This is a genomic window from Rhizobium gallicum bv. gallicum R602sp, assembly GCF_000816845.1.
GTDB lineage: Bacteria > Pseudomonadota > Alphaproteobacteria > Rhizobiales > Rhizobiaceae > Rhizobium > Rhizobium gallicum.
Genome location: NZ_CP006877.1, coordinates 2,241,110 through 2,261,273, shown reverse-complemented (window position 1 = coordinate 2,261,273; position 20,164 = coordinate 2,241,110). Strand labels below are relative to the sequence as shown.

The following is a 20,164-nucleotide window of genomic DNA, read 5'->3' as shown; positions in this document are numbered from 1 at the left end:
AGACAGAACCGAATGATCCCGAGAGTTGCAGTCGTAGAAGACGAAGAAGCACTGAGCGTGCTTCTTCGCTATAACCTTGAGGCCGAAGGTTTCGAGGTCGACACCATCCTGCGCGGCGACGAGGCCGAAATCAGGCTTCAGGAGCGCACACCGGATATTCTGATCCTCGATTGGATGCTGCCGGGCGTGTCAGGCATAGAGCTTTGCCGCCGCCTGCGCATGCGCCCGGAAACGGAGCGTCTGCCGATCATCATGCTAACGGCGCGCGGCGAGGAAAGCGAGCGTGTGCGCGGCCTTTCCACCGGCGCCGACGACTACGTGGTCAAGCCTTTCTCCACGCCCGAACTCGTTGCCCGCGTCAAGGCGATGCTGCGCCGCGCCAAGCCCGAGGTGCTTTCCACGGTGCTGAAATGCGGCGATATCGAACTCGACCGCGAAACGCATCGTGTTCACCGCAAGAGCCGTGAAGTCCGTCTCGGCCCGACCGAATTCCGTCTCCTTGAATTCCTGATGTCGTCGCCCGGCCGCGTCTTCTCACGTTCGCAGCTTCTGGACGGTGTCTGGGGCCACGACATTTATGTCGACGAGCGCACCGTAGACGTTCATGTCGGTCGCCTGCGCAAGGCGCTTAACTTCTCCAACATGCAGGACGTCATCCGCACCGTCCGCGGTGCAGGATATTCGATGGAAGCATAGCAGGGAGGCCGGAGAAGATGTCGGTGCGGATACTTGTTGTCGAGCAGGACGAAGATCTGCTCGCGACACTGAAGCATGCTCTGGAGACAGAAGGATATTTGGTGAACTGTCTTCACCCGCATGCGTCGCTGGTCGAGCTCGTGGCTTCGCGGCTGCCTGATGCGGTGATATTCGGTGCGCCGGCTCCTGGTTCGATTGCAATTTCGACATGCCGCCAGTTCCGGACGACTGGAGCGACCGCCCGCCTTCCGATCGTGGTGCTTTTGGACTCGGCCGTTGAGCAGGACAGGTTGGCTGTCCTCTCCGCCGGAGCCGACGACTGCCTCATAAAGGCAGTCTCCCACCTGGAACTCCTCATCCGCTTGCGGAACCTCCTGCGGCGGCTCAATCCAGCGCTGCTGGAGAGCACGCTGAAGGTCGGGGATCTGACGCTCGATAAAAACGCCCGCCGGGTTCACAGGCAGAAGAAGGAAGTCAAGCTCGGCCCCACCGAGTTCAGGCTGCTCGAGTTTCTGATGAAATCTCCCGGCCGCGTCCACTCCCGATCGGAATTGAGGGCATCGCTGTGGGGTAACGATGCCAGTGTCGATGAGCGCGCTGTCGACGTACACATCGGGCGTCTTCGGAAAGGCATCAGTTTCGGAAAGGCCGATAAGGTGATCCGGACGGTGCGTGGCGCCGGCTACGCGCTCGGCGACTTCTGATCTGGATCAGGTTGGACAACTTCAACGCGTCGTTGGCCGCCTCGCGAGCCCGAACCAGCTCGCGGATCGCCTCATGGCCTTCATCCGGAACCCAGACCGCGGTCAGCTCGCCCGCCCGGTGCAGACGGGTCAGGCTCACGGCATCCCGGCGGTTGGTCTTCACCCCGTCGCCCGGCCGCTTGGTCACCAGGGACGGCGCGACCACCACGCAGTCATGCCTCAGTTCGACAATCTGGCGGTAAAGGCCGTAGCCCGTGGGACCCGCTTCATAGCAAAAGTGAAGCTTGGCTCCACGCCTGGAAAGCTTACTGACCATCGACGCGACCGACGCCGGCTCCGACGAGATGTCACCGAAAAACCGCACCTCGCCGTTACGCTCTCCATCGGCAACCGCCACTGAAATCTTCAGCTTCGACGTATCCAAGCCGATGAAAATTACGCTTTTCATGGTTCGCCCTCGCTAAGCATTGGCAAGGCTCCGGCCTATCAGAGCAACCCCCGAATTCAGCTTACTGCGGGGGCGGGCCACCTCAACCTCACGAACATACGGTCTAGCTATCCTCATCGCTGTGCGCACAGATTGAGGCGCGCGATGCAGCTGTTCTCGCAATACGTGTGTCACGTCGATTTCACGCGACTGCCTTTATGAGGGTGTGCTTAGTCGCGCTGGAGGTGATTCCAATCCCCTTCGGCTCCCATACTCGCCTAGGGGTGTCAGACATATAATCCAGCCGGGATGAGGGTCGGCCCGACAGGCCATGCTCGTCCCAAAGTACAGCTAGTTTGGTTGAAGCGATATGGAGTATTCCATGACGATCAAGACTGCGTTGTTAAGAATGTCCCTGATTATCGTTTCCGGGTGGGTCATGGTCGGCACCATCACCTTGGTGATGTTCCATTGACTAGCGAGGTGTAAGCGGCATGCGGTTCCTGGTGTACACGAAAACGATTGCTGAACTCGATTATGACGAAGAGACGCGCGTCTTGACGATCATCTACCGAGACGGCCAACTGCGATCCGTTCCCCATGTCGATCCCAAGATCATGATGAGAATGGTGGCACAGCTTCCTCCGGAACGATCCCTCTACCTGATGCAGGCGGCGATTTGAACCTCGCGGCCAAGGCAAGGTGCGTCCGCACCCGGCATCAATGCATGGCCTCGATAAAGGCGCGGCTATAGAACGCGCCGAGGTTGATCCGTTCTGCAGCGACCGCCACAAGCTTCTTATCGAGTCGGCGCTCGAATTCCCGCGATCGGGCCGCCCGCGGCCTGCCGTGCGGTGTCGTAGGCTTTAACCGCATCCGTGGTCCGACGTCATCGCGGTACTGGGCAAGCGTCATGCCGGCCTTGATCAGCAGAGTTCTTATCTGCGGACGGTGCTCGGCAGCGATGACAAGGCCAAACGACTTGATCAGGACAGGCTTCGGGACGGGCAGCTCGATCTCGTCGATGATGTCATTTCCCACTTGCGCTTCCTCGGCAAACACGAGGTATTGATCCACCAGGTCATGAGCGGCCTCGAGGGTCTCGGTGTCCGGGCTGTACCGGCACCAGGTGTCACCAAAAGCACTCAGCGATCCGTATGACATCAAGAGCTCCTTTGCCCTTCAAATGAACGCGGAAACTGCCTGATTGTTCAAAAGATGCTGCAAGTGGCGCGAAAGCGGCGTGGCTTCGTCCGGATCAGTTGCCCGCGCGGGATGGCCGCCGCGGGGCAGGAGGCGCATTTCGAGTAGATTCTCCATTTCGGCCTGGGCGGCCGTGGGGGCCAATGACGCGCAAGGCGAGAAGAGTTGTCATGAAGCACATGGAATAGTTCCTTCCGTCACTTCCATGGCAAAACCAGTGCGGCGTTTGCTCCATGGGACCAAGGAGTAAACTTTCAAACGTGATGGACCGGGAGCGAGGCGGGAGCACTCGCGAAAGGAGGGCGGGCATGAACAATGCCGTGGCCCATGTCGGTGCGGATCCGGAACGGATGATCGCCGCGCCCGAGGAGATCGATCTGCAGATGCTGCGGACCTGGCCGAAGGCTAGCCGCATGGCCGGTTCGAGCGGGTCGCCCGCACCTTCGAGGATTGGAAGAAGGGCAAGCACAGCCGAGAACGGCCCCTTCTCGATGACTGCCGCGGCGATCTCAATCGCTGCGTGACCGCCGAAGCCCGTATGACGGCGCTCGTCGTCGCCCGATGCTATGGCGACATGGATGCCCGCGACGCTTTTCACGATCTCCTTTTCAATGAGCACAAGTTGATGTGGGCGCCACCTGCCCATGCCTATGCCGGCAATCTGCCGGGGCATGTGGATCGGCTGGAAACCGCATGATGATGCGCAGGGTGCACCGCCAGGCGATGGCTTGACGGTTCTCTGTGTCAACGACAAGCCGGACGGAAGCTACCAGTCAACGGCAAGGGAATTGGCTGATCAGCTGGGGCTTGACGGCGCCCTCGTTGCAATCAACTCGCGAACCAGTCCGTCGGAGAGGCGATCTTCGATTTCGCCAAGTCGGCGAATGCGACGTGCCTCTTGATTGGCGCTTTCAAGCATGGCTATCTCCTGGAACTGCTGCTCGGCCGTTTCACTCACTTCCTGCTGTCGGATTCGCCGCATCCATTCATGATGAAGCATTAGCGGCGGCGACCCTTGACCTCGCCTGCGCCAAGAAAAGCCGCTACAAGGTCGGTACTTGCATCGGGCTATATCGATGACACACGAAACTCCGGCCGCATCTCAATCGCGCAACTTACCCATGGCATTCGCGGCAGGTGCAATTATTGGCGCGCTCGGTGGGCTGATCGGCCTCGGCGGCGCGGAATTTCGTTTGCCGTTACTGATTGGTCCTTTCAATTTCGCGGCCCTGGAAGCCGTCATTCTTAACAAAGCCGTGAGCCTCGTCGTGGTCGCGACGGCTCTGCCGCTCCGCGCCGGAACGGTGCCGTTCGCCGTTATCGCCGAAAACTGGCCTTTCGCCGCCAACCTGCTCGCTGGAAGCCTGCTTGGCATGGTTTGGGGCTGGATGGGCAACGCGCCTGAAACCGGAAACGCTCTACAAGGTTATTGCCGTTCTGCTCGTTGCTATCGCGGCGGTGCTGGTCCTCGGCCATGACGTTCGTGCAGGTCAGCCGGTTCTGACTGGGCCGTCCCAGCTCATCGCGGGCGTGATCGCAGGCTTCGTTATCGGTGTGGTAGCCTCGCTGCTCGGCGTGGCAGGCGGGGAGTTGCTGATCCCGACTCTGGTGCTCCTGTTCGGCGCCGATATCAAGCTGGCCGGAAGCCTCTCGCTCGCGGTGAGCCTGCCGACAATGCTTGTCGGCTTCACCCGCTACAGCCGGGATCAGAGCTTTTCGGTTATCCGTTGCAACAAGGCATTTCTGCTCGTGATGGCAGCGGGGTCGACTGTCGGAACCTTCACCGGCGGGTTACTTCTCAGTATTGTGCCGAGTGTCGTCCTATTGCCTGCGCTTGCCGTGATCCTCCTGATTTCAGCGTCGAGAGTCTGGCGGCATCAATAGTTCGGTGGGAGGCGCAACCCCAACTTGCACACCTAGGAGCCAGCTACACATTGCGATGATAGCTGGCGGCGGACGAGCCGGGCGTGAACCGCATTTCATGCAGTGTCTGCATCGCCCAACGTGCAGAAGTCTGTTGAGTGGCAGAAGGTTGCGTGCCTCCTTCTCGGGTATTGTTGAGCGCATATGGGTCGACATCAGCGATCAGGTGGCTGGGCAGCGCGGTCATCTGCCGCATCGTGTTCTCCCGGGCGGTGCGCTGCAGTTGCTTTGCCCTGAACGCAAAGAAGATGTTCAGAATGCTGTGTGCAGCCTCGGTCATGATGGCCTCCTTTGTTTATCGAGCCATGGTGCTAAAATACCTTTGCGTTGACTTTCAAACAAACGAAATGATATGGTGCTTAAGATCAGAAAAATTGAAAGATGCGACGATGACTATGCCCTTTCGCCGCCCGATCCCCTTGCTCGACAATGATGTTCTGAGAACCTTTGTCGCCATTGCGGAAACGGGTAATTTTTCGACTGCAGCCGAGGCTGTGTTCCGAACGCCGTCGGCGGTTTCCATGCAGATCAAAAAGCTCGAGGAACAGCTCGGCGCGACGCTCTTCCTGCGTGATGCGCGTTCGGTGACGCTGACGCAGCACGGCGAGCTCTTGCTGACCTATGCGCGCAATATCTTGGCGCTGTCCAACGAGGCGGTCTCGCGCTTCATCATGCCGGAACTCAGCGGCGTCGTGCGGCTCGGCGCGCCGGAGGATATCGGCGAGCGGCTGCTGCCAAGTATCCTGAAGAGCTTCGCGGAGAGCTATCCGGGCATCATGGTCGACGTGACGATCGACATGAGCATCGGTCTCAAGAAGCGCATGGAAGAGCAGAGGCTGGATCTGGCGCTGATCAATTGCGCCACGCGGCCGTTTCCGACCGGCGGGGAGATCGTGTTTCGTGAACGCCTTGTCTGGGCAGGCGCCAAATGCGGTACTGCCCACAGGCGCGATCCCCTGCCGATCTCGATCTGGGAGGATGGCTGCATCTGGCGCCAGGAGGCACTGGCGCAGCTTGAACGCAACAAGCGGCCTTACCGCGTCGCCTATCTCAGCGGCCATACGATGGCGCAGCGCGCCGCCGTGCTTTCCGACCTTGCGATCGCGCCGCTGCCGCGCTCCTATGTGGCCGACGGCATGGTGATGCTCGGTGCGCAAGAAGGCCTGCCTGAACTCGGCTCGTTCGACATCCGGCTGCTGACGGCCTCCCAGCTCTCAGGGCCCATGGAGGCGGTCGCCGACAGCATCCGCTTTGCTTTCGCGGAAAAGGCAAAGGCCGCCGCCGCTTGATCCGGACGGCGAGGAACTTTATTGGATTTTCGCGCGTTGAACGGCGAAAGCAGCAAGCTGCTTCGGCCGCGCGATTTCTAGTTTGCAAAAGAGGATTTCCAAAATGACAATAACGGTCAAAATCGGCGCAGCGCTGATGCTGCTTTTGGCGCTTTCTTCCTGCGGCAATACCATCCGTGGCGTGGGCCGTGATACGGCAAACGCCGTCAACGCGACGCAGGATGCCGGCCATTCTGTCAACCGCGCCGCACGCCGCTAAATCTTTTCAGACCGTTGCGGCAGGATAGGCGCGCTCGAGGCCGCCCGATCGGTTAAGGCCAGTGCGGAAAGCAATATAGGCCGGATGCTGGCTTGATTTCGCCGCTTCGGTCAAACGGATCTGAAGCCGCGCCGGCGCGGCTTCACCAATCCACATTCCAGTATTTTCAAGTTTCAGAGAATTGAGAAAGGGCGCAGCCGCGGCCAGATCCAGATACCGATACAAGCCGGCGATCAGGCTGTCGTCCTGCGCGGCATTCTCCATGAGCAGAGCAAGATACGACCTGTCCGCTTCAGAAGCGCTTGCAAATTTGCTGGCAACAGTGTCGCGATCGGGAAAGGAAGCGGCTGGCGTCATCGGTCATCCATTACGCTGCTGCCACGGCCCGGCAGTCGTTTGACTAGAACATGCCGTCAGCCTAGGAGCGATAGCCTACGCGAGGCTGGAATTGCTCAAAGAGCGGCCTTCACCTTTTCCGCGACGTCAGCCGGCATCCACCGTGTCCAGAGTTCGGGGTAGTTGCGCAGAAAGTACAGCGCCGCGTTCTCGCTGCTTTCCCGGTTTTCGTCCTGCCACGCCAGAATGTCGTTTATGGTGTTGTTGTCCCAGGTGCGGGAGCGCAAGTAGGCGAGTTCGGGACCGGCACGGTCGGCAAAGGCCTTGGTGACGACGGTAAAGGCCTGGGAGACGGGATAGGCGTTCAGCTGCGGACGCGCGCAGCCTTCGACCGATGTGCAGGCCAGCCATTCCGCCTTATCGTGGCTGACACCCATACTGAGACGTGTCATGTCGTATTTGCCGAGGATCGCCGTTGGTGCCCAGTAATAGCCGAGCCAGCCGACTTTGGCGTCGAAGGCTGCGCCGATCGAATCATCCAGGCTTTGCGGGCTTTCGCTGTCGATCAGCTCGAAACCGACCTTCTCGCCGTTCAAGGCTCTGAAGAGATTGGCTGTCGAAATCCGGCAGCTCCAGCCCGGCGGGCAATTGTGGACGGCGCCCTTGGAGGCATTTTTCGGCGCGGGGAAGAGGTCTGGCCGTTTCATGGCATCCTGCACGGAGCGGATGTCGGGATTTGCATCGGCGATGAATTTCGGGATCCACCAGCCTTCGATTGCGCCATCCGACAAAATCTCGGAGGCCTGGATCAGGCGCCCGCTCCTTACTGCCGCCTCGAGTTGGTTCCTGACGGACGCGGTCCAGAGTTCCGGAGCGATATCGGGCTCGCCCTTCTGATCCATTGAAGCAAACGTGGGTACGGTATCGCCGGCCACGGTGCTGACATTGCATCCATAGCCGTTTTTAAGAATGAAGCTGTCGAAATTGGCGGCAATCGCCGCCGAGGCCCAACTCATCTCCGCGATCGAAACATTACCGCAATCAGCTTGCGCGGCGCGGCCGCCGGCAACGAGACATACAGCAATAAACAGCGAAGCCGGGATGATCTTCATTCGCTCGTTCCCCAATTTTTGATGCTGACATGCAGCTTTTGGATGTGATGCTAACCGCCCAATGCATTCGTTCAATGAATGCAATGCAGCAGTTTGGCCGTCGCAATTTCAAGTGCCATGCGTTTTTTGCATCGCGACCGCCAGCCTGGAACATTCCGATAGTTTCGCAGCCTACGCCTTTGACACGGCAATTGAAATCCGCCTGTGGTGGAATATTTTTGAGCTAAATCACTGATTTGAATGATCTAATATTCCCGCTGATCCACGAGCGAAAGTCTGCGTCGAGCTTGAGGTGAAATGCCCTCAATGAACTGCATGCGGATCGAGAACCGGCAAAATGTCAAAAAAAGTCGAAATTCACCATTGCTGAGTTCCACAATAACACTCCGGTAAGAATGTCACGCTATCAGTTGAACCACGGCGGGGGACAACCGCCGCTTTCTCCGGATCAGGTAGTGCGTCCCGGAGGATACACGAGTTTCGCCGTGTATTGGCGAATACGCCAGAGTTTTCGGCAAACCGCGCGCGCCCGCCAGCCCGCGCGGTTTTCGCATTTCGGACAGACGATTGACCGCGGATCGTGCCGCGTTGTAGGCCTCATCGCATGACCAAGTCGATCATGTTGCAGGGAACCGGCTCGGATGTCGGCAAGACGGTGCTCGTTGCCGGGCTTTGCCGGCTTGCGGCCAATCGCGGCCTCAAGGTGAAGCCTTTCAAGCCTCAGAACATGTCGAACAACGCGGCTGTCGCCGATGACGGCGGGGAGATCGGCCGGGCGCAGTGGCTGCAGTCGCTTGCGGCGCGCACGTCCTCGTCGATACACATGAACCCGGTTCTCCTCAAGCCGCAATCCGAAAACGGCAGTCAGATCATCGTGCAGGGCAAGGTCTTCGGGCAGGCGAAGGCCCGTGACTACCAGAGGTTAAAGCCGCTGCTTCTTGAACATGTCCTGCAGAGTTTTGCGATCGTCTCGGAAGGCGCCGATCTCGTCATCGTTGAGGGTGCGGGATCGCCGGCCGAAATCAACCTGCGTCCCGGCGATATCGCCAATATGGGCTTTGCCACCCGCGCCAAGGTGCCCGTCGTGCTCGTGGGCGATATCGATCGTGGCGGCGTGATCGCCTCTCTTGCCGGCACGCACGCTATCCTTTCGGATGACGACCGGGCGACTATTTCCGGTTATATCATCAACAAGTTCCGCGGCGATGTTTCGCTCTTCGATGACGGCAACGCAGCCATCAATCGCTTCACTGGATGGCCGTGTTTCGGCGTGGTGCCCTGGCTGAAGGCCGCCGCCCGCTTGCCGGCGGAGGACTCCGTCGTACTGGAGCGCCTCGCCAGGGGCGCCTCCGGCGCGTTGAAGATCGCCGTACCGGTTCTGCCGCGCATCGCCAATTTCGACGATCTCGATCCTCTGCGTGCCGAGCCCGATGTCGAGCTCGTCTTCGTGAAGCAGGGAGACCGGTTGCCGGGCGATGCAGCGCTGGTGGTCCTGCCCGGGTCGAAATCGACGATTGCCGACCTCTGTGATCTGCGCGCTGCCGGCTGGGATCGCGATCTGGAGACGCACATCCGGCGTGGCGGGCGCGTCATAGGCATCTGCGGCGGGTATCAGATGCTCGGGCGCACGGTTCGCGATCCGCTCGGCATCGAAGGGGTGAGCACTGCGACACCGGGTCTCGGATTCCTTGATGTCGAGACCGAAATGGCACCGGAAAAGACCGTGCGGAACAGCCTGGCGGTCTCGGCCGAACACGGCGTTCCGCTTGCCGGCTACCAGATCCATCTGGGCGTCACGACCGGGCCGGACTGCGCCAGGCCATCAGCGGTGATCGACGGGGTGGCCGATGGCGCGGTATCTGCTGGCGGCCAGATCATGGGCACCTATCTGCATGGCCTTTTCTGCAGCGATGCCTATCGCGGCAAGCTTCTCGAGAGCTTCGGCCTATCCGGCGAACGGCGGAGCTACCGCCAAAGCGTCGACCAGGCGCTCGACGAGGTCGCGGACGAACTCGAAACCCATCTCGACAAAGGCTGGCTGGCCGGTCTTCTCGGCTAGATTTCGCCGGAGACTTCGCGGCGCCTGCGGTCGAGCTCTTCACTGTAGCGGCGAAGCGTATAGCTTTCGCTGAGCTGGCCGACGACGCGGCGTTCGATCAGATTGTTGAGCACGGCGAGTGCTTCGCTCTCCGTCTTGTCGAAGATCGCCGCCGCCTGCTTTGCGTTCATCTGCGGCTGCAGGAAGTCGTTCCGGTATCGGATGAAATCCTTCAGATCCTTGCCCTCGTCGTCGGTGTCGACCGGGCTCGCGTAGATTTCGGGAACGAGCACGATGCCGGCATATTTGTCGGAGTCATCGACGAGGATGACGCGCTGTCTCGATCCGATCGGGAAGGCCTTCTTGAAATCATCAATCGTGATGCTGACCTTCGCCGTTTTCACGTCCGAGCGCATCAGCTTGTCGACCGTCAGATTGCGGATCCAGCCGACATCATGGGCGCTGCGGATGCTTTCGCCACGAAGATGGAAACGCCATGTCGCGAAGGAGTAGCCGAACGTGTTGCGCACGACGAGCGACGAGGTGATGACGGCCGCAAGTACCAGCGCGGTGATCGGAAAGTCCCCGGTTATCTCGAGCGCCAGGAACGTCATCGTCAGCGGCCCTCCGATGACCGCAACGGCGAGCGAACTCATGCCGACCACGGCATAGATTACGGGCGTGAGTGTCGCATGGGCGAAATAGGGGGCACAATAGGCGAAAAGCTTGCCGAGCAGCGCGCCCATGAAGAGTGAGGCGAAGAAGAGGCCGCCCCTGAAGCCGGAACCGATGGAGATTGCCGATGCGAAGGATTTCAGCAGGAGAAGTCCGACCAGGACCGGGACGGCAACATCACGGCCAAGGTTCAGATGCAGCGCACCATGGCCCGCCGAAAGCACCTGCGGCGTAATCATCGCCAGAAGGCCGACGACGATGCCGCCGAGCGCCGGGCGAAGCGGCGTCGGAACCGAACTTTTGCGCGCCAGCTCCTCGATGAAGGCTACGCCCTGCATGATCAGGATGCCGACGCCGGCGCAGAAGGCGCCAAGCAACAGGGCAGGGATATAATCAGCCGGAACCACCGTGCCGAAGGCACCGACATCGATCATGAAATCGCTTCCCGCCAGCAGGCGCGCGACGAGCGTCGAGACGAGCGCGGAAACGACGACCGGCGTCAGCGACACGATCGTGTAGGTGCCGATGATCAGCTCGAATGCATAGAAGGCGCCCGTCAATGGTGCGTTGAAGGCCGCGGCGATCGCACCGGCGGCGCCGCAGCCGACAAGGACGCGCAGATCTGCACGGCGGAGCTGCAGCTTCAGTCCGAGCTTGGAGGCGATACCCGCCGCGAGCTGGACATAGCCGGCCTCGAGGCCGACGGAGGCGCCGAAGCCGTTTGAAACCAGATTCTGGACGGCGACGATGATGCTATCCGTCAGCGACAGCCGTCCGCCATGCAAAGCGTTCGCTTCGATGGGATCGACCATGGGCTTCTTGCGGGTTCGCGCGAGAATGAAAAACAGAAGGCCGAGCAGCATCCCGCCGCAGACGGGCGCCATCAGAAGCAGGAATTTGTCGTTTGTCTGCGATGAACTCAGCCGTTCGATGTCGCTGATGCCGAAGATCAAGCGATGCAGCTCGCGTGAGAGGAGGCTCATGCCGGTGACAGCCAGGCCCGACGTCACGCCGACGGCGATCCCGGCGAAGACCATGCCCATTTCACTGCGGCGGGCAAGCGCACGAAGCCGCCCGGCGTCGAGCAGGCGGTAGAGCCGGTAGAGGCGCGGGAAATTCAATTTCGTGAGCATATGCAAAGAACTAGGTGGCGGCCAACAGCGTCAAGGGCAATAGGGGCGCTTGCTCCCGAAATGTGGCGAAAGCCCGGCGCGAAATGCACCGCGAATTGGAAGCGGTTCGTCGCCGGTCTCGTTTGGGTGCTCGCAATTGACTTCGGAGGGCGGCTTGCCTAACGATGAATATTCTTACGGATGGTTTCGGGACGGCAGATGCCGTTCCGGATGAAAAGGGAATGTGAAGGGACGGACCCAAGCCGGGCGTCTTCATCACAGCCGACCCCGCGACTGTAGAGCGGTCAGGGTCTTCCGTCCGGCGTTCAGGCCAGTTCACGGCTCCTTTCGCATGTTGCGGATGAGGTGAAGTGGCTGGGGCGCCGGAAAAGCCACTGGAAATGCATTGTGATCAGCCGGGGCAGGACGCCTCTATTTCTACGAATCGTCCGCCTTTTCACGAGAATGCAGCCGGGAAGGCGAGGAAGATCCACTGGTGCGATCAGGGGCGACCTTAGATGGGTCGCCCCGGTCGGCCGACACCCGCGAGCCAGGAGACCTGCCATGCGTGCCGGGCGAAGAGCCCATTCTGGGGCATTGTTCCCCGCTGCCAGCACGGAGGTTGTCATGGCTGAACGATGGAATTCCATGCCGCATTTTGTGGCGTCTTTGCGGGACACCGCACTTTCGACTTCCCGTATTCCTGTCCTCGGGTCTAACCCGAGGATTGTCACAAGGAACCGGCCACGGCGCGTCCGCGCCGTGAATGAAACAACCATCTCCAGGGTGTCTTCCGCGCCCAAGAATGAGGGTTGGCTGCGCCATGCGTCGGTAGCGCCGTTTCTTACGCCGCAGGACTCCAGATGACTCATCCCACATGCGGCACTGCCTTCGTCCTCGGCGGCGCGCGTTCCGGCAAATCCCGTTTTGCTGAGCAGCTTGTTGCCGATAGCGGCCTTGAGCGCCACTACGTCGCGACGGGCCGGGCCTGGGACGAGGAGATGCGTCAGCGGATCGAGAGCCACAAAACCGATCGCGGCCCACAATGGACGACGCATGAGGAGCCGCTGGAGCTCGTCGCCCGTCTTTCCATTATCGACCGCGGGGGCCGGGCGATCCTCGTCGATTGTCTGACGCTCTGGGTCACCAATCTGATCATGGAGGAGCGCGATATGGCAGCGGAATTCGCAGCACTTGCGGCTTGGTTGCCGAAGGCAAGAGCGCGGCTCGTCATCGTTTCCAATGAAGTCGGCCTAGGCATCGTGCCGGAAAACCGCATGGCCCGGGATTTCCGCGACCATGCCGGACGGCTGCACCAGATGATAGCGGCGGAAGCCGCGGACGTGTATTTCATCGCGGCCGGATTGCCGCTGAAAATGAAGGGTTGAACCTATGAGCCAGCAGAAGATCCCCGCAACCGTCATCACCGGATTCCTCGGCGCCGGCAAGACGACGATGATCCGCAACCTGCTTTCCAACACAGGCGGCAAGAAGATCGCGCTGATCATCAACGAGTTCGGCGATCTCGGCGTCGATGGCGACGTATTGAAGGGCTGCGGCGCGGAAAACTGCACTGAGGACGATATCATCGAATTGACCAATGGCTGCATCTGCTGCACCGTTGCCGACGATTTCATTCCAACGATGACGAAGCTTCTCGAGCGCGCCCAGCGTCCGGATCACATCGTCATCGAAACTTCCGGCCTCGCCCTGCCGCAGCCGCTCGTTGCCGCCTTCAACTGGCCGGATATCCGCAGCGAAGTGACCGTCGATGGTGTCATCACCGTCGTCGACAGTGCGGCCGTCGCGGCCGGCCGTTTTGCCGACGATCACGATGCGGTGGATGCGCGCCGGGCAGACGACGCCTCGCTCGATCATGAAAGCCCGATCGAAGAACTCTTCGAGGACCAACTGACCTGCGCCGACCTCATCGTGCTCAACAAGACCGATCTCCTTGACGGCAAAGGGCTCAGCCGCGTGCGCCACGAAGTAGCCTCCCGCATCGCCCGCAAGCCGGCGATGATCGAGGCGAGGAACGGCGAGGTTCCGGCAAGCGTGCTGCTTGGCCTCGGCATCGGGACCGAAGAGGACATCGGCAACCGCAAGTCTCATCACGAGCTGGAGCATGAGGACGGCACGCCGCACGATCACGACGAGTTCGACAGCTTCGTGGTCGACCTTGGCCCGATCGACGATCCGGCAGGCTTCGCCGAGAAGCTTAAAGGCGTGATTGCCGAGCACGATGTTCTGCGCCTGAAGGGCTTTGCCGATGTCGCGGGCAAGCAGATGCGGTTGCAGGTCCAGGCCGTTGGCAGCCGTATCGACCAGTATTTCGACCGCGCCTGGGCGCCGGGCGAAGCGCGCGGCACACGGCTTGTGGTGATCGGATTGCACGAGATGGATCAGAACACCGTCCGCAAGGCCATCCAGGCACTCGTCTAAGGCTCGGCCATGCATCTGCTTCTTGCCCAGAGAGGAACGATCAGCGACGGCGACGAGGCGGTCGACCTCGGCCAATCGCCCGCCGATATCCTGTTCCTGTCTGCGGCCGATACCGAGCTTGCGGCGATCGCTGCGGCTCACGCGCAAGCCGGAAGACCTTTCACGCTCCGGCTCGCCAGCCTGATGAGCCTCAAGCACCCAATGTCCGTCGATGCCTATATCGAGCGCACGGCGAGGTGCGCAAAACTGATCATCGTCCGGGCGCTCGGGGGCGCGAGCTATTTCCACTACGCGCTGGAGGCGCTGCACGCCTGCGCGGCGCGGCATGGTGCCATGATTGCGGTCCTGCCTGGGGATTCGAAGCCGGATGCGGGATTGACGCCATTTTCGAACGTGTCGCTCAACGATCTCAACGCGCTCTGGTCTTATCTGATCGAAGGCGGCGACGGGAATTCGCGAAGCTTTCTCGATTACGCGACGGCGATGCTCTCCGGCGATGAGAAGCCGGGCGCGGCTGCGCCGCTGATGAAGGCGGGTATCTGGTGGCCAGGTCGAGGTGTGATTGACGTTGAGGAGTGGAAAGTTCTTTCCGCGTCCGCTATCCCAAACGCGAAGGAAGAGGCCGGATTCAAACCCACCGTCGCCATCAGCTTCTACCGAGCGCTCGTGCAAAGCGGCGAAACGGCCCCCGTCGAAGCGCTCATCGAAGCGCTGGCGGCGGAAGGCCTGCGCCCTCTGCCGATCTTCGCCTATAGCCTCAAGGATCCGCTATCGGCCGCCATTCTCGAGCGTATCTTTGCAGAAGCGCCGCCCGATGTGGTGATCAACACCACCGGTTTTGCCGTGTCTGCGCCCGGCGCCGATCGCGCGCCGAGCGTGCTTGAAACAAACGGCGCCGTCGTTCTCCAGGCGATTTTCTCCGCCACATCCAAGCAGGCGTGGGTCTCGTCATCGCAAGGCCTTTCCGCTCGCGATCTCGGCATGAACGTCGCGCTGCCGGAGGTCGATGGCCGCGTGCTGGCGCGGGCCGTTTCGTTCAAGTCTGCCGCCCGTTACGACGCGGCCGTCGAGGCCAATATCGTCGCCAGCGAGCCGGATATCGATCGCATGCGCTATACGGCGAAACTCGCCGCCAACTGGGCGCGCCTCCGAAACAGGCAGCTAGCGGGACGGCGCATCGCGCTGGTGATTGCAAACTACCCAAACCGTGACGGACGCCTCGGCAACGGCGTCGGCCTCGATACGCCAGCCAGCACGATCGAGGTGCTGAAGGCGATGCAGGATGCGGGTTACGCCATTTCCGGTTTCCCGGCCGATGGCGATGCGCTGATGCGGCACCTCGCCGAGGGGCCGACCAATTCCGGACACGATGGCAAGGTGATCCGCGAGACGCTTTCCTTGAATGGCTACAGAGCGTTCTTCGCATCTCTTCCGAAAAAGATTCAAGACGAGATTGCCGCCCGCTGGGGGGATCCGGCGTCCGATCCCTATTTCACGGACGGCAGTTTTGCCCTGCCTTTCACCCGCTTCGGAAATCTCCTCATCGGTATCCAGCCTGCACGCGGCTACAACATCGATCCGAAAGAAAGCTACCATTCACCGGACCTCGTGCCGCCGCATGGCTATCTCGCCTTCTATGCCTTCCTCCGCGAGGAATTCGGCGCCGATGCCGTGATCCATATGGGCAAGCACGGCAATCTGGAATGGCTGCCGGGCAAGGCGCTGGCGCTGTCTTCGGAATGTTATCCGGAAGCGATCCTCGGCCCGCTGCCAAATCTTTATCCTTTCATCGTCAACGATCCGGGCGAAGGCACGCAGGCCAAGCGGCGCACCAGCGCCGTCATCATCGATCACCTCACGCCGCCGTTGACGCGGGCCGAGAGCTATGGGCCGCTGAAGGACCTGGAAGCTCTGGTCGACGAATATTACGAGGCCTCCGGCGGCGACCCGCGGCGCATTCGGCTGCTCGCCAAGCAGATCCTTGATCTCGTCGCCGATATTGGTCTCGACCGGGATGCGGGGATCGCCAAAGGCGAGAGCGGGGACGAGGCGCTGAAGAAGCTCGACGCCTATCTTTGCGATCTGAAGGAAATGCAGATTCGCGATGGCCTGCATGTGTTCGGTGTTGCGCCGCAGGGCCGGTTACTGACTGATCTTACGGTGGCACTGGCCCGCGTTCCGCGCAATCTGGGCGAGCGAGGCGATGCCAGCCTGCACCGTGCGATTGCGGCAGATGCGTTTTTTGAGTTCCCTCTTCTCCTGCGCGAAGAGACGATCTCTGCCAGGACAGATGAGGGGGTAAGCGACAAAAGGAGCGAACGAGCAGGCGCCAGCCAGGCCGAACGTTCCGCCCCTTGCGTCTCGTCCGATCCTTCGGGCCACCTTCTCTCCGTTCGGGAGCAGTCGCTATCCTTCGACCCCCTCGATTGCGATATGTCGGCGCCCTGGCTCGGTCCGCGGCCATCGCTGTTGGCGGAAACCTGCAATACCCCTTGGCGCACCAACGGCGACGCCGTCGAGCGCATCGAATTACTTGCCGCGAAACTGGTCGCCGGTGAAATTCCATGCCCGCCGGACTGGCTTGCAACCCAATCGGTTCTCACCGAGATCGAAACCCGCCTGAAGCCTTCCATCCTCGCCTGCGGCAAGGCAGAAATCGCGGGCCTTCTTCGCGGCCTCGACGGCCGCTTCGTCGCTCCCGGTCCGTCCGGCGCGCCGACGCGCGGGCGTCCGGACGTGCTTCCGACGGGGCGGAATTTCTACTCAGTCGATAGCCGCGCCGTTCCGACGCCCGCAGCCTTCGAACTCGGAAAAAAATCCGCCGAATTGCTCGTCCGGCGCTACGTTCAAGACCATGGCGACTGGCCGGTCTCGTTCGGGCTGACGGCCTGGGGCACATCGAACATGCGCACCGGCGGCGACGATATCGCGCAAGCGCTGGCGCTGATCGGCGTCAAGCCGGTCTGGGACATGACCTCGCGGCGCGTCACCGGCTACGAGATCATTCCGCCTGCGCTGCTCCGGCGCCCGCGGGTCGACGTGACGCTACGCATCTCCGGCTTCTTCCGGGATGCCTTTCCCGAGCAGATCGCGCTACTTGACAAGGCAATCCGTGCTGTAGGTGCTCTGGATGAAGATGCCACCGACAACCCGATCGCCGCCCGCATGCGCGGCGAAGCCGCGCGCCTTGCCGCAGCCGGCCTCGATGGGGCATCCGCACAAAAACGCGCCGGCTACCGCATCTTCGGCTCCAAGCCTGGTGCCTATGGTGCGGGCCTGCAGGCTTTGATCGACGAAAAGGGCTGGGAGCGGCGTGCCGATCTGGCGGAATCCTATCTTGTCTGGGGCAGCTATGCTTACGGCGCGTCGGAGGAAGGCAGGGCCGAACGCGGCGTCTTCGAGGAGCGCCTGCGCTCCATCCAGGCCGTGGTGCAGAATCAGGACAACCGCGAGCATGACCTGCTCGACAGCGACGATTACTACCAATTCGAAGGCGGCATGGCGGCTGCGGCCGAACAACTGGGAGGAGTACGTCCCGCGATTTACCACAACGATCACTCGCGGCCCGAAATGCCGGTGATCCGCTCGCTGGAGGAGGAGATCGGTCGCGTCGTGCGCGGGCGTGCGGTCAATCCGAAATGGATCGATGGCGTCATGCGCCATGGCTACAAGGGTGCGCTGGAGATCGCCGCGACGGTCGATTACCTCTTTGCTTTCGCAGCGACGACGGGGGCCGTCGGCAATCACCATTTCGAGGCCGTCTACCAGGCCTTCGTCGGCGATCCGAAAGTCCGCGATTTCATGGCGGAGAAGAACCCGGCGGCGCTTGCGGACATGAAGGAGCGTCTGCTCGAAGCGATCGAGCGCAGGCTCTGGTCGCCGCGCAGCAATTCGGCGCGCTTCGATCTCGAAGCGCCACGTCACACAGAAACGGCATAGCTTCATAGGGAAGAAAATGAGCGAAGAACCAGTGGAAAGCGGCGAGAAGGACGATGCACGTCACGCCGAAAAGATGGCCAAGAAGAAGGCCGCGCGCGACAAGATCATGGCCACGAAGACCGACGAGAAGGGCCTGATCATCGTCCATACCGGAAAAGGCAAGGGCAAGTCGTCTGCCGCCTTCGGGATGATCTTCCGACATATCGCCCACCGTAAACCGTCAGCCGTCGTGCAATTCATCAAGGGCGCGATGTGGACCGGCGAGCGCGACCTGATCGAGAAGCATTTCTCCGACGTTTGTCAGTTTCATACAATGGGCGAGGGCTTCACCTGGGAGACGCAGGACCGCGCGCGCGATGTTGCAGCGGCGAGGGCTGCCTGGGAGAAAGCGAAGGAGATGATCCGCGACGAGCGCAATTCCATGGTGCTACTCGACGAGATCAATATCGCGCTCCGCTATGACTATCTCGACGTCAACGAGGTGGCCGCATTTCTCAAGGCCGAGAAACCCTATATGACTCACGTCGTGCTGACCGGCCGCAACGCCAAGGACGAGTTGATCGAGATCGCCGATCTGGTCACGGAAATGGAGCTGATCAAGCATCCGTTCCGCTCCGGTATCAAGGGACAGCCCGGCGTGGAGTTCTGATTGCGGATCAATTTCCCGGCAGGTAATCGAAGGCCATTGCCAGGCTCCAGAGGCGGAGGGGGTTCGTCGGGTCGGACAGAAGCTTGACCGTGAACGCGATGCAAACCGTCACGAGCAGTGGCTTGATGAGCTTGGCGCCGGTGCGCATCGCAAGCCTTGAGCCGACCTGTGCGCCGAGGAACTGGCAGACGCCCATCATCAGCCCGACCGTCCAGAGCGTTGCTCCGAAGGAGGCGAAGACGATGAGCGCGCCGATGTTCGAGCCGAGGTTCAGAAGCTTGGTATGCGCCGTCGCTTTCAGCATGCCGAAACCTGCAAGCGTCACGAAGGAAAGCATGAAGAAGGAACCCGTCCCCGGGCCGAAAACTCCGTCGTAAAAGCCGATCAGCGGCACGAAGGTCATGCCGAAGACGAAAGGCGTGATGCGGCGGTGGGTATCGAGGTCGTTGAGGTTCGGCTTGAAGGCGAAATAGAGCGCGATCGCGACAAGCAGCACCGGCATGATGGCGCGCAGGACGTCGCCGGGCACGATCGTCGCAAGGGCCGCACCGAGCGCACCGCCCATAGCCGCCAACATGGCCATCGGCAGTTGTTCTCGAAGGTTCACATGGCCCTTGCGCGCATAGGCGATCGTCGCGGACGCTGCTCCGAAAACGGATTGTACCTTGTTCGTGCCGAGCGTCTGGAGCGGCGGAATTCCTGCGATCAGCATCGCCGGGACGGTGATGAGCCCGCCGCCGCCGGCGATCGCATCGACAAAGCCGGCAAAAAAGCCGGCAAGTGAGAGGAGAAGAAGAAGATGGGGAGCGATGTCGGACAAGGCGGAACTCGAAGGCAGGAATGAAGTCCGCGCCATGTTGCATTTCCGGCTTCCGGCTGCAATGGCTGGTGGGACAGGCATGCATTTCAAAATAGGCCGATGACCGGAATCACGTTCGATATTTCACGCCGCCATGTCCTCGGCCTCGGTTGCGAGCGCGGCACGCCGCCCGACGAAGTCATGGCGCTTGCAGCCGAGGTTTTGCGGCTCGGCGGTCTGGCGCCCGGTGTACTCGCCGCGATCGCGTCGATCGACGGCCGGGCCGGGGAGCCTGCTATTTTCGAGGCCGCCAGGCATTTCGGCGTGCCGGTGCTGTTTTTCAGTGCCGCACGCCTTGAGGAAGAGACGCCGCGGCTTAAGAATCCATCCGACATCGTCTTTGCCCGGGTCGGCTGCCACGGCGTTGCCGAGTCCGCTGCGCTTGCCGCTTGCGGCAGCAACGCAGAGCTTGCCGTGCCCAAGATCAAATCTGCGCACGCGACCGCGGCGATCGCCCGCATGCGGTTGCAGAAAGAATAACGGGCGCTATGGTGTCGCCAC

At 61.2% G+C, this 20,164-nt stretch carries 20 protein-coding genes, 2 pseudogenes and 1 riboswitch; of the genes and pseudogenes, 15 read left to right on the top strand and 7 right to left on the bottom strand.

Going from position 1 to position 20,164, the window contains the following annotated elements:
- Positions 1–12 precede the first annotated feature (12 nt).
- Positions 13–696, top strand: coding sequence for a phosphate regulon transcriptional regulator PhoB (gene phoB / locus RGR602_RS11295; protein WP_022714998.1), 684 nt, complete (start codon positions 13–15; stop codon positions 694–696).
- Between the two features lie 17 nt (positions 697–713).
- Positions 714–1,400: a winged helix-turn-helix domain-containing protein gene (locus tag RGR602_RS11290; RefSeq protein ID WP_039845176.1), complete on the top strand. Its 687-nt coding sequence runs from the start codon at positions 714–716 to the stop codon at positions 1,398–1,400.
- 16 nt (positions 1,401–1,416) lie between these two features.
- Here the strand turns inward: RGR602_RS11290 and RGR602_RS35130 are convergent.
- Positions 1,417–1,848: pseudogene (locus tag RGR602_RS35130) on the bottom strand (IS110 family transposase); the annotation flags it as partial.
- A 473-nt stretch (positions 1,849–2,321) separates the two neighbouring features.
- Between RGR602_RS35130 and RGR602_RS11280 the strand changes: the two are divergent.
- Positions 2,322–2,510, top strand: coding sequence for a hypothetical protein (locus RGR602_RS11280; protein WP_039845174.1), 189 nt, complete (start codon positions 2,322–2,324; stop codon positions 2,508–2,510).
- Between the two features lie 37 nt (positions 2,511–2,547).
- On the opposite strand, the gene RGR602_RS11275 is transcribed toward RGR602_RS11280, so the two are convergent.
- Positions 2,548–2,991: a hypothetical protein gene (locus tag RGR602_RS11275; RefSeq protein WP_039845173.1), complete on the bottom strand. Its 444-nt coding sequence runs from the start codon at positions 2,989–2,991 to the stop codon at positions 2,548–2,550.
- 347 nt (positions 2,992–3,338) lie between these two features.
- Between RGR602_RS11275 and RGR602_RS38255 the strand changes: the two genes are divergently transcribed.
- The 4 genes and pseudogenes from RGR602_RS38255 to RGR602_RS11265 all read left to right on the top strand — a co-directional run bounded on the left by RGR602_RS38255 (position 3,339) and on the right by RGR602_RS11265 (position 4,914).
- Positions 3,339–3,554: a hypothetical protein gene (locus RGR602_RS38255; RefSeq protein ID WP_052451531.1), complete on the top strand. Its 216-nt coding sequence runs from the start codon at positions 3,339–3,341 to the stop codon at positions 3,552–3,554.
- 14 nt (positions 3,555–3,568) lie between these two features.
- Positions 3,569–3,727: a hypothetical protein gene (locus RGR602_RS38250; RefSeq protein WP_203226148.1), complete on the top strand. Its 159-nt coding sequence runs from the start codon at positions 3,569–3,571 to the stop codon at positions 3,725–3,727.
- Between the two features lie 201 nt (positions 3,728–3,928).
- Positions 3,929–4,033 (top strand): hypothetical protein, encoded by a 105-nt coding sequence (locus tag RGR602_RS38245; protein WP_323808225.1) that lies wholly within the window; start codon positions 3,929–3,931, stop codon positions 4,031–4,033.
- A 73-nt stretch (positions 4,034–4,106) separates the two neighbouring features.
- A pseudogene (locus RGR602_RS11265) lies at positions 4,107–4,914 on the top strand (sulfite exporter TauE/SafE family protein).
- A gap of 43 nt (positions 4,915–4,957) precedes the next feature.
- On the opposite strand, the gene RGR602_RS11260 reads toward RGR602_RS11265, so the two are convergent.
- Complete coding sequence (locus RGR602_RS11260; protein ID WP_039845172.1) at positions 4,958–5,233, bottom strand: hypothetical protein; 276 nt, start codon at positions 5,231–5,233, stop codon at positions 4,958–4,960.
- Positions 5,234–5,300: 67 nt separating this feature from the next.
- On the opposite strand from RGR602_RS11260, the gene RGR602_RS11255 reads away from it, so the two are divergent.
- Together RGR602_RS11255 and RGR602_RS11250 are read left to right on the top strand one after the other, a co-directional pair.
- Positions 5,301–6,242: a LysR family transcriptional regulator gene (locus RGR602_RS11255; RefSeq protein WP_203226147.1), complete on the top strand. Its 942-nt coding sequence runs from the start codon at positions 5,301–5,303 to the stop codon at positions 6,240–6,242.
- 103 nt (positions 6,243–6,345) lie between these two features.
- Positions 6,346–6,501, top strand: coding sequence for an entericidin domain-containing protein (locus RGR602_RS11250; protein WP_039845170.1), 156 nt, complete (start codon positions 6,346–6,348; stop codon positions 6,499–6,501).
- Positions 6,502–6,507: 6 nt separating this feature from the next.
- Here RGR602_RS11250 and RGR602_RS11245 read toward each other — a convergent pair whose 3' ends face one another.
- Entirely contained in the window at positions 6,508–6,858 is a 351-nt protein-coding gene (locus RGR602_RS11245; protein ID WP_039845169.1) for a hypothetical protein, read from the bottom strand.
- 95 nt (positions 6,859–6,953) lie between these two features.
- Positions 6,954–7,949, bottom strand: coding sequence for a glycine betaine ABC transporter substrate-binding protein (locus tag RGR602_RS11240; protein WP_039845168.1), 996 nt, complete (start codon positions 7,947–7,949; stop codon positions 6,954–6,956).
- A 604-nt stretch (positions 7,950–8,553) separates the two neighbouring features.
- Here RGR602_RS11240 and RGR602_RS11235 point away from each other — a divergent pair.
- Positions 8,554–10,008, top strand: coding sequence for a cobyric acid synthase (locus RGR602_RS11235; protein ID WP_039845167.1), 1,455 nt, complete (start codon positions 8,554–8,556; stop codon positions 10,006–10,008).
- On the opposite strand, the gene RGR602_RS11230 is transcribed toward RGR602_RS11235, so the two are convergent.
- Positions 10,005–11,795, bottom strand: coding sequence for a chloride channel protein (locus tag RGR602_RS11230; protein ID WP_039845166.1), 1,791 nt, complete (start codon positions 11,793–11,795; stop codon positions 10,005–10,007). The genes RGR602_RS11235 and RGR602_RS11230 overlap by 4 nt on opposite strands.
- Positions 11,796–11,959: 164 nt before the next feature.
- A riboswitch (cobalamin riboswitch) is annotated at positions 11,960–12,355 on the top strand.
- Between the two features lie 282 nt (positions 12,356–12,637).
- On the opposite strand from RGR602_RS11230, the gene cobU reads away from it, so the two are divergent.
- Genes cobU through cobO form a run of 4 tightly spaced genes read left to right on the top strand, consistent with a single transcriptional unit; the run spans position 12,638 to position 18,804 of the window.
- The gene (gene cobU, locus RGR602_RS11225) at positions 12,638–13,162 is read left to right on the top strand and encodes a bifunctional adenosylcobinamide kinase/adenosylcobinamide-phosphate guanylyltransferase (RefSeq protein WP_039845165.1); all 525 of its coding nucleotides are present in this window, start codon (positions 12,638–12,640) and stop codon (positions 13,160–13,162) included.
- Between the two features lie 4 nt (positions 13,163–13,166).
- Positions 13,167–14,216 carry a cobalamin biosynthesis protein CobW gene (cobW, locus tag RGR602_RS11220; RefSeq protein WP_039845164.1) on the top strand — a complete coding sequence of 350 codons (1,050 nt, stop codon included), beginning with the start codon at positions 13,167–13,169 and terminating at the stop codon, positions 14,214–14,216.
- 9 nt (positions 14,217–14,225) lie between these two features.
- On the top strand, positions 14,226–18,155 hold the full coding sequence (cobN, locus tag RGR602_RS11215; protein ID WP_039845163.1) for a cobaltochelatase subunit CobN: 3,930 nt from the start codon (positions 14,226–14,228) through the stop codon (positions 18,153–18,155).
- A gap of 16 nt (positions 18,156–18,171) precedes the next feature.
- Positions 18,172–18,804, top strand: a complete 633-nt coding sequence (gene cobO, locus RGR602_RS11210) for a cob(I)yrinic acid a,c-diamide adenosyltransferase (protein ID WP_039845162.1) — start codon at positions 18,172–18,174, stop codon at positions 18,802–18,804.
- 7 nt (positions 18,805–18,811) lie between these two features.
- On the opposite strand, the gene RGR602_RS11205 is transcribed toward cobO, so the two are convergent.
- Positions 18,812–19,624 carry a TSUP family transporter gene (locus RGR602_RS11205; protein ID WP_039846804.1) on the bottom strand — a complete coding sequence of 271 codons (813 nt, stop codon included), beginning with the start codon at positions 19,622–19,624 and terminating at the stop codon, positions 18,812–18,814.
- Between the two features lie 99 nt (positions 19,625–19,723).
- Between RGR602_RS11205 and RGR602_RS11200 the strand changes: the two genes are divergently transcribed.
- Positions 19,724–20,143, top strand: a complete 420-nt coding sequence (locus tag RGR602_RS11200; RefSeq protein WP_039845161.1) for a cobalamin biosynthesis protein — start codon at positions 19,724–19,726, stop codon at positions 20,141–20,143.
- Positions 20,144–20,164: the final 21 nt, after the last annotated feature.